This is a genomic window from Mesorhizobium sp. LNHC229A00 (assembly GCF_000502415.1).
In the GTDB taxonomy this organism is placed as follows: Bacteria; Pseudomonadota; Alphaproteobacteria; order Rhizobiales; family Rhizobiaceae; genus Mesorhizobium.
On the sequence record NZ_AYWQ01000006.1, the window covers coordinates 686230 to 701114 of the forward strand.

Annotated in this window: 16 protein-coding genes; 7 read left to right on the forward strand and 9 right to left on the reverse strand. The window is 63.0% G+C overall.

Going from position 1 to position 14885, the window contains the following annotated elements:
* Nucleotides 1-100 precede the first annotated feature (100 nt).
* From X742_RS1000000172455 to X742_RS154160, 4 genes are all read right to left on the reverse strand, one after another.
* Nucleotides 101-337 carry a hypothetical protein gene (locus X742_RS1000000172455; RefSeq protein WP_245275547.1) on the reverse strand — a complete coding sequence of 79 codons (237 nt, stop codon included), beginning with the start codon at nucleotides 335-337 and terminating at the stop codon, nucleotides 101-103.
* Between the two features lie 77 nt (nucleotides 338-414).
* Complete coding sequence (locus tag X742_RS154170; protein WP_031247965.1) at nucleotides 415-1086, reverse strand: HAD family phosphatase; 672 nt, start codon at nucleotides 1084-1086, stop codon at nucleotides 415-417.
* Nucleotides 1087-1139: 53 nt separating this feature from the next.
* Nucleotides 1140-1625 (reverse strand): dUTP diphosphatase, encoded by a 486-nt coding sequence (dut, locus tag X742_RS154165; protein ID WP_023772538.1) that lies wholly within the window; start codon nucleotides 1623-1625, stop codon nucleotides 1140-1142.
* An 85-nt stretch (nucleotides 1626-1710) separates the two neighbouring features.
* Nucleotides 1711-2181, reverse strand: a complete 471-nt coding sequence (locus X742_RS154160; protein WP_023772539.1) for an Lrp/AsnC family transcriptional regulator — start codon at nucleotides 2179-2181, stop codon at nucleotides 1711-1713.
* Between the two features lie 115 nt (nucleotides 2182-2296).
* Between X742_RS154160 and X742_RS154155 the strand changes: the two genes are divergently transcribed.
* The 3 genes from X742_RS154155 to X742_RS154145 all read left to right on the forward strand — a co-directional run bounded on the left by X742_RS154155 (nucleotide 2297) and on the right by X742_RS154145 (nucleotide 4910).
* The gene (locus X742_RS154155; RefSeq protein ID WP_023772540.1) at nucleotides 2297-2545 is read left to right on the forward strand and encodes a DUF6356 family protein; all 249 of its coding nucleotides are present in this window, start codon (nucleotides 2297-2299) and stop codon (nucleotides 2543-2545) included.
* A 15-nt stretch (nucleotides 2546-2560) separates the two neighbouring features.
* Nucleotides 2561-3361, forward strand: coding sequence for a class II glutamine amidotransferase (locus X742_RS154150; protein WP_023772541.1), 801 nt, complete (start codon nucleotides 2561-2563; stop codon nucleotides 3359-3361).
* A 175-nt stretch (nucleotides 3362-3536) separates the two neighbouring features.
* Nucleotides 3537-4910, forward strand: a complete 1374-nt coding sequence (locus X742_RS154145; protein ID WP_023772542.1) for an amidase — start codon at nucleotides 3537-3539, stop codon at nucleotides 4908-4910.
* On the opposite strand, the gene X742_RS154140 is transcribed toward X742_RS154145, so the two are convergent.
* Complete coding sequence (locus X742_RS154140) at nucleotides 4904-5974, reverse strand: FAD-binding oxidoreductase (RefSeq protein WP_023772543.1); 1071 nt, start codon at nucleotides 5972-5974, stop codon at nucleotides 4904-4906. The two genes, X742_RS154145 and X742_RS154140, sit on opposite strands and share 7 nt — an antisense overlap.
* Before the next feature lie 11 nt (nucleotides 5975-5985).
* Here X742_RS154140 and X742_RS1000000176535 point away from each other — a divergent pair, with 11 nt between their 5' ends.
* Together X742_RS1000000176535 and X742_RS154135 are read left to right on the forward strand one after the other, a co-directional pair.
* Complete coding sequence (locus tag X742_RS1000000176535; protein ID WP_280800192.1) at nucleotides 5986-6264, forward strand: TetR family transcriptional regulator; 279 nt, start codon at nucleotides 5986-5988, stop codon at nucleotides 6262-6264.
* A gap of 114 nt (nucleotides 6265-6378) precedes the next feature.
* Complete coding sequence (locus X742_RS154135; RefSeq protein ID WP_023772545.1) at nucleotides 6379-7971, forward strand: peptide chain release factor 3; 1593 nt, start codon at nucleotides 6379-6381, stop codon at nucleotides 7969-7971.
* 78 nt (nucleotides 7972-8049) lie between these two features.
* On the opposite strand, the gene X742_RS154130 is transcribed toward X742_RS154135, so the two are convergent.
* The 3 genes from X742_RS154130 to X742_RS154120 form a co-directional block, all read right to left on the reverse strand.
* On the reverse strand, nucleotides 8050-8520 hold the full coding sequence (locus X742_RS154130; protein ID WP_023772546.1) for a VOC family protein: 471 nt from the start codon (nucleotides 8518-8520) through the stop codon (nucleotides 8050-8052).
* A 67-nt stretch (nucleotides 8521-8587) separates the two neighbouring features.
* Nucleotides 8588-9115 (reverse strand): SRPBCC family protein, encoded by a 528-nt coding sequence (locus X742_RS154125; RefSeq protein ID WP_051407638.1) that lies wholly within the window; start codon nucleotides 9113-9115, stop codon nucleotides 8588-8590.
* A 95-nt stretch (nucleotides 9116-9210) separates the two neighbouring features.
* Nucleotides 9211-9555 (reverse strand): metalloregulator ArsR/SmtB family transcription factor, encoded by a 345-nt coding sequence (locus X742_RS154120; RefSeq protein ID WP_023772548.1) that lies wholly within the window; start codon nucleotides 9553-9555, stop codon nucleotides 9211-9213.
* Between the two features lie 183 nt (nucleotides 9556-9738).
* Between X742_RS154120 and ilvD the strand changes: the two genes are divergently transcribed.
* Nucleotides 9739-11583, forward strand: coding sequence for a dihydroxy-acid dehydratase (gene ilvD, locus X742_RS154115; protein WP_023772549.1), 1845 nt, complete (start codon nucleotides 9739-9741; stop codon nucleotides 11581-11583).
* Nucleotides 11584-11639: 56 nt separating this feature from the next.
* On the opposite strand, the gene X742_RS154110 is transcribed toward ilvD, so the two are convergent.
* Nucleotides 11640-13394, reverse strand: a complete 1755-nt coding sequence (locus tag X742_RS154110; RefSeq protein WP_023772550.1) for an ABC transporter ATP-binding protein — start codon at nucleotides 13392-13394, stop codon at nucleotides 11640-11642.
* A gap of 150 nt (nucleotides 13395-13544) precedes the next feature.
* Between X742_RS154110 and X742_RS154105 the strand changes: the two genes are divergently transcribed.
* Nucleotides 13545-14825 (forward strand): amidohydrolase family protein, encoded by a 1281-nt coding sequence (locus tag X742_RS154105; RefSeq protein ID WP_023772551.1) that lies wholly within the window; start codon nucleotides 13545-13547, stop codon nucleotides 14823-14825.
* Nucleotides 14826-14885: the final 60 nt, after the last annotated feature.

Consider the following 14885-nt stretch of genomic DNA (forward strand, 5'->3'; position numbering starts at 1 on the left):
CTGCTGCCAATTTCTCGAGAGCGTCGGAATCGGCGGCGTAGTGGGACGCNGGGCGGATGCTACCGCGCTGTTTGCGGCCGGGCAAACGAATGCGGTTGGTTCAGAAGCGTTTCTCGTTCTCTGCTGCCAATTTATCGAGAGCGTCGGAATCGGCGGCGTAGTGGGACGCCTTGGGGTCCCAGTGGTAGGTGACGGAGATGTCCCGTGAAGCAGCCTTGGGCGGCGCGTCATCACAGTTCTCGGTGTTCGGTACCGTGGCGTCGGTTACCGTCACCTTGACGGCGCCATAGTGCTGGCCGTCGGTCAGCCCGGTTCTTGCCGCCGGTCTTGATGGCAAGCACCGCGGTGTTGGGCAGGCTGACCGCGTCGGGCGGCGATGTATCGAAGTCCGCGCCGGCCGTCCACTGCAGCGGATCAGTGGATCGGCACCAGCCCGGCGAGTTCGCGCATGTCGTCGAACAGAATGCCGCCGGCCTGGATCAAGCCATCGCGGTCGGAATAGGGGTCGCCATGATAGGAGAACACGCGCATGCCGGCGGCAATGCCGGCCTGCGTGCCGGCGACACTGTCCTCGATGACGATGCATTCGGCGGGCGCGAAGCCCATGGTTCTGGCCGCATGCAGGAACAGGTCGGGGAACGGCTTGCCGCGCGACACCATGGTGGCGCTGAACATGGCATGTTCGAACAGCGGCAACAGTCCGGTCTGGCCAAGCGTTATGTGCATCTTGGAGATCCTGGCCGAGGTGGCGACGCAATAAGCGATGCCGGCCGCGCGGAGCGCCTCGATGAACTCCCGGACATAAGGGATCGCCTCGACGCCATGAGCGAACAGATCCGGCAGGCCGGCATTCCAGCGCTCGACGAAATCGGCGCCGAGCCTGACGCTGGTCGTCTCTTCGATCTCCTTCTGCACCGAGACCATGCTGCGGCCGGAGAAGCTCTTGCGGCAATATTCGAACGTCGTTGGAAACCCGGCGTCGCTCAGCCATTCGGCCAGGCGCCGGTTGGCGAGGTTCTCGGTATCGACCAGGATCCCGTCGCAGTCGAAGATGACGAGCTTTGGCAGCGGCCGTGTTTCAGTCATGTTGGATCAGTCTACCCGGCAAACGGTTCACTGTGCTGAAACACAGCCACGCATCAGGCAGTGCCGGTCGATCCGAATCCGCCCGAGCCACGCGCCGTGCCGCCGGCCAGCGAACGCTCTTCAACCGCGACCTGCGTCACTGCGGCGAAAACGATCTGGGCAATGCGCATCCCGCGCGTCACCGCGAAATCCTCGTCGCCGAGATTGACCAGCAGCACCTTCACCTCGCCGCGATAATCGCTGTCGACCGTGCCTGGAGAATTGAGGACGGTAAGGCCGTGTTTGAAGGCAAGCCCCGAGCGGGGCCGCACCTGGCCCTCCATGCCTTCGGGAATTTCCAGGATCAGCCCCGTCGGCACCAAGGCGCGTTTGCCCGGCAGGATCAGAAGCGGCCGGTCTTCGGGCACCGCCGCGCGCAAATCCATGCCGGCGGCGCCGGCGCTTTCATAGTCGGGAAGCGGAAGTCCCTCGCCATGCGGCAACCTGACGAAGCCGACGGTGGGACCGATGACGGAAGGTGTTTGAAGGGCTGCGCGCATAAAATCGATCCTATCGGCGCGAATGCCGATTCGGTCAACTCGACCGCGGCGCTATCAACGGCTTTCTTTCAGGCATCACTGTGGCCTAGCGGAGTTCCATGGGAACCACCGTCGTCTCCTTGATCTCCTCCATGACGAAGGAGGCGGAGACATCGGATAAAGCCACCTTGGCGATGAGCCGCTGGTAGAGCCGGTCATAGGCTTTCACGTCGGCGACGCGGGCGCGCAGCACATAGTCGAGATCACCGGACATCCGGTAGACCCCGATGATCTCGGAAAGACCGGTCACCGCCGCCCGGAACTTCTGCAGCCAGTCGGGGTCGTGATTGGATGTGCGGATCAGGATGAACACCGAAAGGCCGAGTCCGAGCTTCTCCGCATCGACCAACGCCACGCGGCCGGTGATGACGCCATCTTCCTCCAGCCGCTTGACGCGACGCCAGCAGGCATTGCGCGACAAGGCGACCCGCTCCGACAGTTGGTCCACCGACAGCGTACCGTCACGTTGCAATTCGGCGAGCAGTTTTCGATCAATTTCGTCGATGTCAAAACTCATATTGGGATATTTGTCCCATGGAATAGCACAATACAAGGATATTTTGGGACCAATGAACCGGTGAGGCGTGTCAGGATACTCACATCGAAACGAAAAGCGCTGAAGGGGAACCAGCATGTCGGTCGCAAGGATTTTCACCTCTCATCCGGCCAAGGTGGGCGAAACCTATTTCAGCCATATGGCCTTCGCCGCCTGGTTCTCCTCGCGCCTGCTGATGGCGGCGGGAGCAGCATTTGTTCACGCTTTCTTGCCATTTCTGTTCGAGACTACCGCCAGCCGAATCATTCGCGAACTTTACGAGCGGACGCACAACAGAGGCACGCACGCGATCAACGAGCCCGCTGCTTTTCCGGATCGCGCTTAGAGGAAGACAGAAGCGATGTGCCGGTGGGCGGCCTATCTCGGTGAAGCGGTCTTTCTCGAAGACATCCTCACGGCGCCCTGTCACTCGCTGATAGCCCAGAGCCATTGCGCCCAGGAAGCGAAGTCGCCCACCAATGGCGACGGCTTCGGCCTTGCTTGGTATGGCGAGAGGCCTGAACCCGGTCTCTACCGCGATATCCTGCCGGCCTGGTCCGATCCCAATCTGAAAAGCCTGTGCCGACAGATCAAGTCCAGCCTGTTCCTCGCCCATGTCAGGGCCTCGACCGGCAGTGCCACCAGCCGCATGAACTGCCATCCGTTCACCTCGGAACGCTGGTCGTTCATGCACAACGGCCAGATCGGCGGTTTCGAAAAAATCCGCCGCGCGCTGGAGAACTCGTTGTCCGACGCCGTTTTCGATCAGCGCGAAGGCACCACCGATTCCGAACTCTTTTTTCTGCTCATGATCGACGAGGGTCTTTCGTCCGACCCGCAAGGCGCCGTCTCACGCGCTACCAGCCGCGTGCTGGAAGTCTCGCGTCGTGCCGGTCTCGAGCCGGCGCTGAAGCTGACCGCTGCCTTCTCTGACGGACAGGCACTGTATGCGGTGCGCTACGCCACCGACGCCCAGGCTCCGACGCTTTACACGTCCAATTTCCGCAAAGGGGCCGGCCGCTGCATCGTCTCCGAACCCTTTGATCGCGAGGGCGGCGACTGGCAGGCGATCCCGCCGTCGAGCTTCGTCACCATGACCAGCGATGGCACGAGCATTCGCCCATTCGCGCCGACTGCGGCGAAACTGGCGCTGGTTGGATAACGCGTCACCTCCGCGCACCTGGAAAACGCCGCGTGGAGTGCCGGCCTGGATAGACGCAGACTTCAGCGCAATTCCGATCAAGCATTGAGCGCGTGCGGATGCTCAACTCCACTTGAAGCCGCGCCGCGATCCGCCATCTTGATGAGGCAGGCGGCCAGCAAGCCGGAGCATCGCCATGGATCTCGTATTTCTCTCGGTTGCCGAACTCGCCACGGCCATTCGAAACCGCAAGATCTCCGCCGTCGAAGCGCTCGACGCCCATCTCGCGCAGATTGATGCGCACAACGGAATGGTCAACGCCGTCATCTCGCTCGACAGGAAAGGCGCGCGCGAACGCGCCAAAAAGGCCGATACAGCACTGGCGCATGGCGAACCACTTGGACCGTTGCATGGCGTTCCCTTCACATTGAAGGACATGCATGAGACATCTGGCATGAAAACCACGGTCGGCTTCCCACCCTTCGCCGATTATGTCGCGCGGCAGGACAGCCCGGTCGTCGCTAGGCTGAAAGCAGCCGGCGGCGTGCTGATGGCCAAGACCAATGTCGCCATGATGCTGTCCGACTGGCAGTCGAACAATCCGTTGTTCGGCCGCACCAGCAATCCCTGGAACCTTGAGCGCACGGCCGGTGGCTCCAGCGGCGGTGCGGCAGCGGCGGTCGTGGCTGGCATGACGCCGTTCGATGTCGGCACCGACATGCAGGATTCGATCCGCTTGCCAGCCGCCTTTTGCGGCATCTATGGGCTTAAGCCGACGGAACGTCGTATCTCGCTGGCCGGCGCCTTCCCGGATCCGGGCGGCGCTGAGCGTAGCGTCCGACTGATGTCCTGTCTTGGGCCGCTGGCACGCAGCGTGGAGGATCTGGCCTTGATCTATCGGATCATCGCCGGACCGGACGGTCGCGACACCGATCTTGCGCCGGTGCCCGTCGAGGATATGGCTAAGGTCGACCTCAAGACGTTGCGTATCGCTTTTGCCCCCTCCTTTCCCGGTTTCCCGGTGGCCGGAGACATTGGTAGCGCGGTCGAAAATCTCGCAAGGCGGCTGCAATCGGCAGGGGCGGCTGTCGAGGAGGCGAAACTCCCGGAACTCGATTTGCATGACGATCTCGCGCAAGGCGGCGGGCTGATCGGCATGATGATGGAGGTCGCGCAACCCGAACCGCCGGACGAGCCGACGCCCGTCTCGCGCTGGTTCGAGGCACTCGCCCGCCGCGACAGATCCATTCTCGCCTGGGACAATTTTTTCGACAGCTATGACGCACTGCTCTGCCCGGTCGCCATGACCACGGCCTTTCCACATTGCGAGCCGGGCACGCCGATCAAGGTTGACGGCCAGGAACAGAGCTACTGGATGCTGCCGGCCCATGGCGCAGTGTTCAATTACAGCGGCCACCCGGCACTTTCGATGCCCTGCGGGCAAGATAGTGACGGCTTGCCTATCGGCCTGCAATTGGTCGGCAAACGCTGGTCGGAGCCGCGGCTGCTCGGCATCGCCAGGGCGATGATGCCCTTGACCAGCGGCTTTAGACGTCCGCCCGGCTATTGAGCGAAGCGATCCAATCCATAGGGTGCCAGCAGCGTGTCGCGCTTGCCATCAAGAATTTCTCGCGAGGCGAACAGGCCGACGGCTGGCGCCAGCGTGATGCCGGAATGCATGACCGCGATATAGACACCCTCCTTGCCTTTGGCGCGACCGATGATTGGAAAGCCGTCGATCGGTGTCGGCCGGTAGCCAACGGTGTGGAAATCCAACTCCAGCCCGTCGCTGTCGCGCAGCATGGCTTTCATGGCCGCGAACAATTCACGCGCCGTGGCTTCGGCGTCCATGCCGGGATCGGCGCCGCCGAAATCCGAGCCGGCGACGATTCGACTCTCGGCGGTCTGACGCATGTGCAGGCGCTCGGCCAGCACCAGCCCGTTGAGCAGGTTCTTGTAAGGCCGCGAGTGAACGATCAATCCGGGCGGTGTCTCGATCGGCAGGTTGATGCCAGCGGTCGCGGCAAGGTCTGGTGAACCCACGCCGGCCGCGATCACCACCTCGTCGGCGGCAAACAGTCCATGCGATGTGTCCACGCCGGTAATCTTGCCGACGCTTTGGACAAGCGCCGTCACCGTGCTGAAGAGGATTCGCGCGCCGCGCCGTTCGGCATCGGCCAGCAGTGCCTTGGTGGCCGCGACAGGCTCGGCGACACCCTCTTCTGCGACATGCAGGGCGAAATCGGGAAGCTCGGTGAGATTGGGCTCGATGAGCGCCACCTCGCCCCGGTCGACGCGCTCGATGCCGTAGCCCCAGCCCGAATGCTCTTTCGCATAGATTTCCATATCGGCCGCAGAGAGATCCCAGCATAGGCCCCCGCACCAGGCGAGCGGTATGCTGGACAGGTCCCGCGCCAGCCGCGACCATTCCGCCATGGCGCGGGTACGAAGCCTGAAATACGGCTCCGGGTTGCCCCAGCTTGCGTTGATCCAGCCAAACGAGTTTGGGGTCGCCACGCCGCCGCGCTCGCTTTCGGCAATGACTGTCACCTGCGCGCCCGCAACGGTCAGATGCCAGGCGATGGAAGCGCCGATGATGCCGGCGCCGATGACGATCACTTGTTTCGCGGTCATGGTCGCTCCTTTTGCCTCGTGATCGGGGGACGGTTCATCCCAGTGCCATTCCGGCGGCCCGTTGCCAACATTGGCAGTGCAAAAAACTCCTTGATGCTGGTTTCCGGACCCTTTGGGACTCACGCTACGCTGCGGCCGGCGTGCGCGACATCGTTGCCGCCCGCGGATGCCCGGCCCGGCTCTTCACTAACCATTTTACCTCCAAGGAGGCGTTCGCCAGCGAGGAGGATCATGCCGACGGCAGCGCCATTGCCGATCGCTTCCGGGGGTCGTTCAGGCAGGCCGCTTGAACGAGCCGGCCTGAAACAAGCCCCGCAACCGGCGGCATTCACGCCGCCGGACCGGTCGACAGCCCGCCGCTGCGCTGCTAGAAGCCCGGCCTGTCACACGGAAATCCCAAGAGAATGCCCGAAACTATCCCAGAGGAAGTGGCGCGCCGCCGCACTTTCGCGATCATCGCCCACCCTGACGCCGGCAAGACGACGCTGACCGAAAAGCTGCTTTTGTTCGGCGGCGCCATCCAGCTTGCCGGCGAGGTGAAGGCCAAGAAGGACCGCATCCAGACACGGTCCGACTGGATGAAGATCGAGCGCGAGCGCGGCATTTCGGTCGTCACCTCGGTGATGACCTTCGAATATGAGGACAACGTCTTCAACCTGCTCGACACACCGGGCCACGAGGATTTCGCCGACGATACCTATCGCACGCTGTCGGCGGTCGACTCGGCGGTCATGGTCATCGACGCCGCCAAGGGCATCGAGCCGCGCACGCTGAAATTGTTCGAGGTCTGCCGGCTGCGCGACATCCCGATCATCACCTTCGTCAACAAGATGGACCGTGAAAGCCGCGATCCGTTCGAGATTTTGGACGAAATCGAGCAGAAGCTGGCGCTGGACACCGCGCCCATCACCTGGCCGATCGGCCGCGGCAAGACCTTCTCCGGTACCTATCACCTGGCGCTGAACGCCGTGCGCAAGGGCGACGACGAGAAGGAACGCACACCGGTCAACGGTCCCGATTCCAACCGCGTTGCCGGCCTGCTGCCGGAAAACGAGCGCGAGGCCTTCATCGAGGAACTCGAGCTCGCGCGAGAAGCCTGCCGTCCGCTCGACATCGACGCCTTTCGCGAGGGCCATTTGACGCCGGTCTATTTCGGCTCGGCGCTGCGCAATTATGGCGTGCGAGACTTGATCGAGGCGCTTGGCGCCTTTGGGCCGCCGCCGCGCGCGCAGGAGGCCGACACCCGGACTATCGAGGCGACCGAGGAGAAAATGACTTCCTTCGTCTTCAAGATCCAGGCCAACATGGATCCCAATCACCGCGACCGCATCGCCTTCGTGCGCGTCTGCTCGGGCAAGCTCGAGCGAGGCATGAAGGCCAAGCTGGTGCGCACCGGCAAGCCGATGTCACTCTCGGCCCCGCAATTCTTCTTCGCCCGCACCCGCGTCACCGCCGATGAAGCCTTTGCCGGCGATGTCGTCGGCATTCCTAACCACGGCACGCTGCGCATCGGCGACACATTGACCGAAGGCGAGGAAATCCTGTTCCGGGGCGTGCCGAATTTCGCCCCGGAAATCCTGCGTCGCGTCCGTCTCGGCGACGCGATGAAAGCAAAAAAACTCAAGGAAGCGCTGCACCAGATGGCCGAGGAAGGCGTCGTCCAGTTGTTTTCGCCCGAGGACGGCTCACCCGCCATCGTCGGTGTCGTCGGCGCCCTCCAACTCGATGTGCTGAAAGAGCGGCTGAACTTCGAATACACGCTGCCGGTCGAATTCGAGATGTCGCGCTTTTCGGTCTGCCGCTGGATATCGGCCGACGACAAGGCCGAGGTGCTTCGCTTCATCGAGGCGCATCGCGGCGACATAGCCCGCGACCTCGACAACGACCCGGTCTTCCTCGCCCAGCACGCCTTCTCGCTGAACTACGAAGCCGAACGCTGGAAGGCGATCCGCTTCGCCACGATCAAGGATTATCAGGTGCGCGATAAGGCGGCGTGAATCTAGTGAGTAGTTGCTAGTGAGTAGCACCGATGGGAGACAAGCCGAACCTACTCACTACTCACTACTCACTTGTGATCACCCCTTGGCCGCCGCTTCGATCGCAGCGATATCGATCTTGCCCATCTGCATCATCGCCGACATCACCCGGCCGGCCTTGGCTCTGTCAGGGTCTTGAAGCAGTCGCGGCAACTGCTCCGGCACGACCTGCCAGGAGACGCCGAACTTGTCCTTCAGCCAGCTGCATCGGCCGGGCTCACCGCCGCCTTCGGTGAGTTTGTTCCAGAAATGGTCGACCTCGTCCTGCGTCTTGCAGTCGATCGACAGCGACATGGCCTCGGTGAACTTGTATTGCGGGCCGCCATTGAGCGCCTGGAACTGCACGCCGTCGAGCTCGAACGATGCCACCAGCACCTTGCCCTCCGAAGCATGGCCCTGCGGCCAGCGCGTGACGCTTAGCACCTTCGAATTCTTGAAGATGGAGACGTAGTGGTTCATGGCCTCTTCGGCCTGGTCGTCGAACCACAGGAAGGTGGTGATCTTTTGCATTCTCATTCTCCTCATTTCTCTCTTGGGGTGAAGAAGGCCACCGGTGAAGAAGCCACGGTGAAGAAGGTCAGGCAGCGCCCTTGGCGGCTCCCTGCAACGAGACAAGATAGGCATCAAGCTGGGCATAGCTTTCGGCCATGCCGCGGGTCATGCCGGTGCCGAGTGCGCCATCGCGGGCCGCCTGCGACGCGTAGAGCACTGTCTGCCTCAGTAGCGTGGTTCCGTTTTGCTCCGTGAAAACAACCGTCCCGATCGTCTCGCCGCCGGTCCAGTCCTCGTCGAACAGTTCGGTGGCGACGAGCCGGCTCGGGCGCACGATCTCGCGGTAGGCGCCGCTCATGCCAATCGTGCGGCCGTCCCGATGCTGCCAGACATAGCGCGTCGCGCCGCCAACCCGGAGATCGATTTCGCAGACCGCGAGCCGCCAGCCGTCGGGGCCATGGAGCCAGCCCTTCAACAGGTCCGGTATGGTCCAGCAGTCGAACACCATCGGGCGGGGTGCGTCGAAGATCCGGGTGATCTGGATTTCCCGGTCGCTGGGCGTGGTCACGGTCAATTTTGCGACGGTCGAGCCGGGCAATGTTGTGGTGCTCATGATGGTACTCCGCTGTTTGTCCAAGGACGTTCGGCCAACTGGCGATCCGACATGGCTTTCGATTTTTTCTGCTGGGACGACACGCCGGACTTTGGCTATTGCTCCGCGTCGCTCGCCGCCTTCTTGGCCTGCATGGCACCCAGCAAGGCGTCGAGGCGCTGGAAATTGCCTTCCCAGATCTTGCGGTAGCGCTCCAGCCAGTCATTGGCCTCGGCGAGCGGTTTTGCTTCCAGCCGGCAAGGCCGGCGCTGCGCGTCTCTCCCGCGCGAGATCAACCCGGCGTTCTCCAGCACCTTGAGGTGTTTGGAAATCGACGGCTGGCTCATGGCGAAAGGCTCGGCCAACTCCATAACCGACGCCTCCCCTTCAATGAGCCGCGTAAGGATGGCACGCCGCGTCGGATCGGCAAGCGCGGCAAATGTGGCATCAAGGCGGTTCATACGATTTCCATAGCCATTTAGGTATATAGCCAACAAGCTATACAGTGAGGCGCGCAGGCCGTCAACCGCACCGGCGGATTTCGTGGCGCATTGCAAAAATGTGGCCAGATCATACTTGCGCGTCTATAACGCCTGCGATCAAAACGCTCCCGTCGAGCGCAGCCAGCCAGCTAGGGAAAATTCATGCCCGCCTATCGCTCCCGCACCACCACCCATGGCCGCAACATGGCCGGCGCCCGCGGCCTGTGGCGCGCCACTGGCATGAAGGACAGCGATTTCGGCAAGCCGATCATCGCGGTGGTCAACTCCTTCACCCAGTTCGTGCCGGGCCATGTCCATCTGAAGGACCTTGGCCAGCTCGTCGCGCGCGAGATCGAGAAGGCCGGCGGTGTCGCCAAGGAATTCAACACCATCGCCGTCGATGACGGCATCGCCATGGGCCATGACGGCATGCTCTATTCGCTGCCGTCGCGCGAGCTGATCGCCGATTCCGTCGAATACATGGTCAATGCGCACTGTGCCGACGCCATGGTCTGCATCTCCAATTGCGACAAGATCACGCCCGGCATGCTGATGGCCTCATTGCGCCTCAATATCCCGACCGTCTTCGTCTCCGGCGGCCCGATGGAAGCCGGCAAGGTGGTGCTGGCCGGCAAGACGCAGGCGCTCGACCTCGTCGATGCCATGGTTGCGGCCGCCGACGACAAGATCTCCGACGAGGACGTCAAGGTCATCGAGCGCTCGGCCTGCCCGACCTGCGGTTCCTGTTCGGGCATGTTCACCGCCAATTCCATGAACTGCCTGACCGAGGCGCTGGGCCTGTCGCTGCCCGGCAACGGCTCGACGCTGGCCACGCATGCAGACCGCAAGCGCCTGTTCGTCGAGGCCGGCCATCTCATCGTCGATCTCGCCCAGCGCTACTACGAGCAGGATGACGAGAGTGCATTGCCGCGCAGCATTGCCTCCAAGGGCGCCTTCGAGAACGCCATGACGCTCGATATCGCCATGGGCGGCTCGACCAATACCGTGCTGCACATTCTGGCAGCCGCGCATGAGGGTGAGGTCGATTTCACCATGGAAGACATCGATCGGCTGTCGCGGCGGGTGCCGGTCCTGTGCAAGGTGGCGCCGGCCAAATCCGACGTGCACATGGAAGACGTCCATCGGGCCGGCGGCATCATGGCGATCCTTGGCCAGCTCGACAATGCCGGGTTGCTCAATCGCGACCTGCCTACCGTGCATACGGCGAGCCTCGGCGAAGCGCTCGACCATTGGGATATATCTCGCACCACCAGCCAGAATGTGCGCGACTTCTTTCTCGCCGCGCCCGGCGGCGTGCCGACGCAGGTCGCCTTCAGCCAGGACCGCCGCTGGGACGATCTCGATCTCGATCGTGAGAAGGGTGTTATTCGCTCAGCCGAGACGCCGTTCTCGAAAGACGGCGGGCTTGCCGTGCTGAAAGGCAATCTGGCGCTCGATGGCTGTATCGTGAAGACAGCCGGCGTCGACGAGTCGATCCTGAAATTCACCGGACCGGCTCGCGTCTTCGAAAGCCAGGACGCTTCGGTCAAGGCGATCCTTGCCAATGAGATCAAGGCTGGCGACGTCGTCGTCATCCGCTATGAGGGTCCGCGCGGCGGCCCCGGCATGCAGGAGATGCTCTATCCGACCAGTTATCTGAAGTCGAAAGGCCTCGGCAAGGCCTGCGCGCTGGTCACCGATGGGCGCTTCTCCGGCGGCACCTCGGGCCTGTCGATCGGCCATGCTTCGCCGGAAGCGGCGGAAGGCGGGCTGATCGGGCTGGTGCAAGAGGGCGATACGATCGAGATCGATATTCCGAACCGCACCATTCGCCTTGCCGTCGACGACGCGGAACTCGATGCGCGCCGGGCGGCGATGGAGGCCAAGGGCGCGGACGCCTGGAAGCCGCAGGAAAAGCGCAAGCGCAAGGTGACGACCGCGCTGCGCGCCTACGCCGCCTTCGCCACCAGCGCCGACAAGGGGGCAGTGAGGCACGTGCCGGAGTAAGGCCGAGGCAGCTCTTCCCGCCGGATCCAAAGCTGACAGACGGCTTTGCCGCGGGGTCACGGCATCAGCTGATATTCATACAGCTTCTGGTAAAGCCCGCCTTGCCTGAGCAGCATCTTGTGCGGCCCGCTTTCCACCACCTTGCCGGCTTCCAGCACCACGATCGTGTCGGCCTGGTGGACGGTCGAGAGGCGGTGCGCGATGACGATCGTTGTGCGCCCTTCCGTCAGCTGTTGCAGCGCGTCGCGAAACAGCGCTTCCGACTCGCCGTCAAGCGCACTGGTTGCCTCGTCCAGCAGCAGGATTTCGGCATTGCGCAGCATGGCGCGCGCGATCGAGATGCGCTGGCGTTGGCCGCCCGACAAGAGGCCGCCATTCTCACCGACATCCGTCTCGTAGCCATTCGCTTGCGCGACGATGAAGTCATGCGCGTTGGCGGCCCTGGCCGCGGCGATCACCTCGTCGTCGGTCGCGTCCTCGCGCCCAAGCCGGATGTTGTGCATGATCGTGCCGGCAAACAGGAACGTGTCCTGGCTGACATAGGCGATCTTTTCCCTGAGCGAGGCGAGCGTGGCATGGGAAATATCCTGGCCGTCAAGCAGCACCCTGCCGCTCTTCGGGTCGTACATGCGCAAGATGAGGTTCAGGATCGTCGACTTGCCGCCGCCGGAGGGGCCGACCAGCGCCGTCATCTTGCCGGCCGCAAGGGTCAGGTCGAACCGGTCCAGCACTGGCGGGCCATTCTGGTAGGCGAAGCCGACGGCGTCGAACCGGATCTCGCCCGGGCCGGCCCGAAGCGGCTTTGCATCCGGCTTCTCGGCTAATGTCAGCGGCTGGTCGGCGAGTTCGAACATCATCCGCACGCCGACAATGCCGCTTTCCAGGGAGATGCGGACACGCGCGAGGCGCTTTGCCGGCTCATAGGCAAGCAGCAGCGCGGCGATGAAGGCCATGATGTTGCCGGGCATCTGGCCGCCCTGCAGGACCAGCAAGCCGCTGACCATGACGGCGCCGGCGATCGCCAGGCCGGCCAGCGTTTCCATGACTGGATTGGTCACGGCTTCCAGCGCGGCGATGTTGTTGGCCCGATCCTCGACGTCCGCCACCGCTCTGTACATGCGTTTGCGCATCAGCCCTTCGAGGCTGAAGGATTTGACCACGCGCACGCCGATCGCGGTTTCCTGCATCACCTGCACGATCTGGCCGACCGACCGGAACTCCATGGCGGCGAACTTGCGCACGCGCTTCAGGATGCGGTTGACGCCATAGATGGCCAGCGGACCGACGACGAAGCAGATCAGCGACAGCGCCGGCTGCTGCCAGATCATGACCCCAATCAGGGCAGTCAGGGTCACCAGATCGCGCACATAGGAAGTGACGATGAGGTCGAGCACGTTGCGCGCCGCCTGGGCATTGTTGGTCATGCGGGTGATCAGGTCGGATGACGAGGTCGAATGATAGAATTCGATGCCTTGCGCCAGGATGCGATCATAGATCTTGCGCTGCCGTTCGGCGATGATGGCGTTGCCGACGCGGCTCATGAAGTAGGCCTGGACGAAATTGGCGATGCCCTTGACGATGAAGATCCCGGCGACCCCCATGGCGATCACATTGACGCGGTCGACCCGTTTATCGATCACGAATTCATTGGTGATTTCGCGCAGGATCCAGGCACTGGCGGCCGTCATGCCGGCCACCACGAGCATCGACAGGATGGCGGCGGCATAGCCGGCCCTGTGTTGCCGGAACGATTCCCGGAGCAACCTTGCGACGAGGCGTTGGTTCTCCGTCGAGCGGAAGAAGCGAAACACGGCTGATCCTTGATGCCGGGATGACGAAGGCGGCTTATAGAGGGAGATGCCGCCGGAGGGAACCTTTCGCCGCCAGGGAAAGAAACCGCTGCGGCAGGGTGTCTTTTGAGAAACGATGCGGCAGTGATTCTTCAAGCGGGATGATGACAGATGGATTTCGATCTTATTGTGCGCGGCGGCAGGCTTCCGGATGGCGGCATCGCCGACATCGGCATTACCGGCGAGACGATCGCTGCGATCGAGCCGAAGCTCAAGGGTCCAGGACGGACCGAGGTCGACGCCCGTGGCAATCTGGTGTCGCCGCCCTTCGTCGATCCACATTTCCACATGGACGCCACGCTGTCCTACGGCCTTCCACGCATCAACGCGTCGGGCACGCTGCTCGAAGGCATAGCGCTATGGGGCGAACTGAAGCCGCTCCTGACGCACGAGGCCGTACGTGACCGGGCGCTCGCCTATTGCGACTGGGCGGTGTCGATGGGGCTGCTCGCCATCCGGACCCATGTCGACGTCTGCGATGACCGGCTGCTGGCCGTCGAGGCGCTGCTGGAGGTCAAGAAAACCGTCGCCCCCTATATCGATCTGCAATTGGTCGCTTTCCCGCAGGACGGCTTCTATCGCTCGCCGACGGCGCGAAAAAACACCATTCGCGCGCTGGACATGGGCGTCGACATCGTCGGCGGCATCCCGCATTTCGAGCGCACCATGGCTGATGGCACGCGCTCGGTCACCGAACTGTGCGAGATCGCGGCAAAACGCGGGCTCATGGTCGACCTGCATTGCGACGAGACCGACGACCCGCTGTCGCGCCACATCGAACAGCTCGCCTACGAAGCGCAGCGCCTCGGCCTGCAGGGCAGGGTGGCCGGTTCGCACCTCACCTCGATGCATTCGATGGACAATTACTACGTTTCGAAGCTTCTGCCGCTGATCGCCGAAGCCGGCGTTTCCGCGATCCCCAATCCGCTGATCAACATCATGCTGCAGGGCCGCCACGACACGTTCCCGAAGCGGCGTGGCATGACGCGCGTCAAGGAGATGCTGGCGCTGGGCATCCGTGTCGGTTGGGGTCAGGATTGCGTGCTCGACCCCTGGTATTCGCTCGGCACCGCCGACATGCTCGACGTTGCCTTCATGGGCCTGCATGTCGCCCAGATGTCGAGCCCCGCCGACATGGCGCGCTGCTTCGACATGGTCACCAACGTCAATGCCGCGATCATGGGCCTCGACCATCTCGGCCTCGGCGTCGGCAAGCGCGCCAGCCTGGTGATCCTCGATGCCGGCAATCCGATCGAGGCTCTGCGCCTGCGCGCCGAGCGCATCTGCGTCATCGCCAGGGGCAAGATGGTGGCGGAACGGACGAGGCAGGATACCAGGCTTTCACTTCCTGGCAGGCCGGCACTTGTCAACCGCAGGCACATAACCACCTAGATACAGCCGATTCCCCATGCTGGTCTTACCGATTTCCTGATTTCGCCTCGTCAAAGCAGC

Coding starts and splice junctions, on each gene's coding strand:
- X742_RS154155 (WP_023772540.1), top strand. CDS start 2,297: ATGTCGGTCGCAAGGATTTTCACCTCTCATCCGGCCAAGGTGGGCGAA.
- X742_RS154145 (WP_023772542.1), top strand. CDS start 3,537: ATGGATCTCGTATTTCTCTCGGTTGCCGAACTCGCCACGGCCATTCGA.
- X742_RS154170 (WP_031247965.1), bottom strand. CDS start 1,086: ATGACTGAAACACGGCCGCTGCCAAAGCTCGTCATCTTCGACTGCGAC.
- X742_RS154105 (WP_023772551.1), top strand. CDS start 13,545: ATGGATTTCGATCTTATTGTGCGCGGCGGCAGGCTTCCGGATGGCGGC.
- X742_RS154120 (WP_023772548.1), bottom strand. CDS start 9,555: ATGAACCGCCTTGATGCCACATTTGCCGCGCTTGCCGATCCGACGCGG.
- dut (WP_023772538.1), bottom strand. CDS start 1,625: ATGCGCGCAGCCCTTCAAACACCTTCCGTCATCGGTCCCACCGTCGGC.
- X742_RS154140 (WP_023772543.1), bottom strand. CDS start 5,974: ATGACCGCGAAACAAGTGATCGTCATCGGCGCCGGCATCATCGGCGCT.
- X742_RS154160 (WP_023772539.1), bottom strand. CDS start 2,181: ATGAGTTTTGACATCGACGAAATTGATCGAAAACTGCTCGCCGAATTG.
- X742_RS154130 (WP_023772546.1), bottom strand. CDS start 8,520: ATGCAAAAGATCACCACCTTCCTGTGGTTCGACGACCAGGCCGAAGAG.
- ilvD (WP_023772549.1), top strand. CDS start 9,739: ATGCCCGCCTATCGCTCCCGCACCACCACCCATGGCCGCAACATGGCC.
- X742_RS154125 (WP_051407638.1), bottom strand. CDS start 9,115: ATGAGCACCACAACATTGCCCGGCTCGACCGTCGCAAAATTGACCGTG.
- X742_RS154135 (WP_023772545.1), top strand. CDS start 6,379: ATGCCCGAAACTATCCCAGAGGAAGTGGCGCGCCGCCGCACTTTCGCG.
- X742_RS154150 (WP_023772541.1), top strand. CDS start 2,561: ATGTGCCGGTGGGCGGCCTATCTCGGTGAAGCGGTCTTTCTCGAAGAC.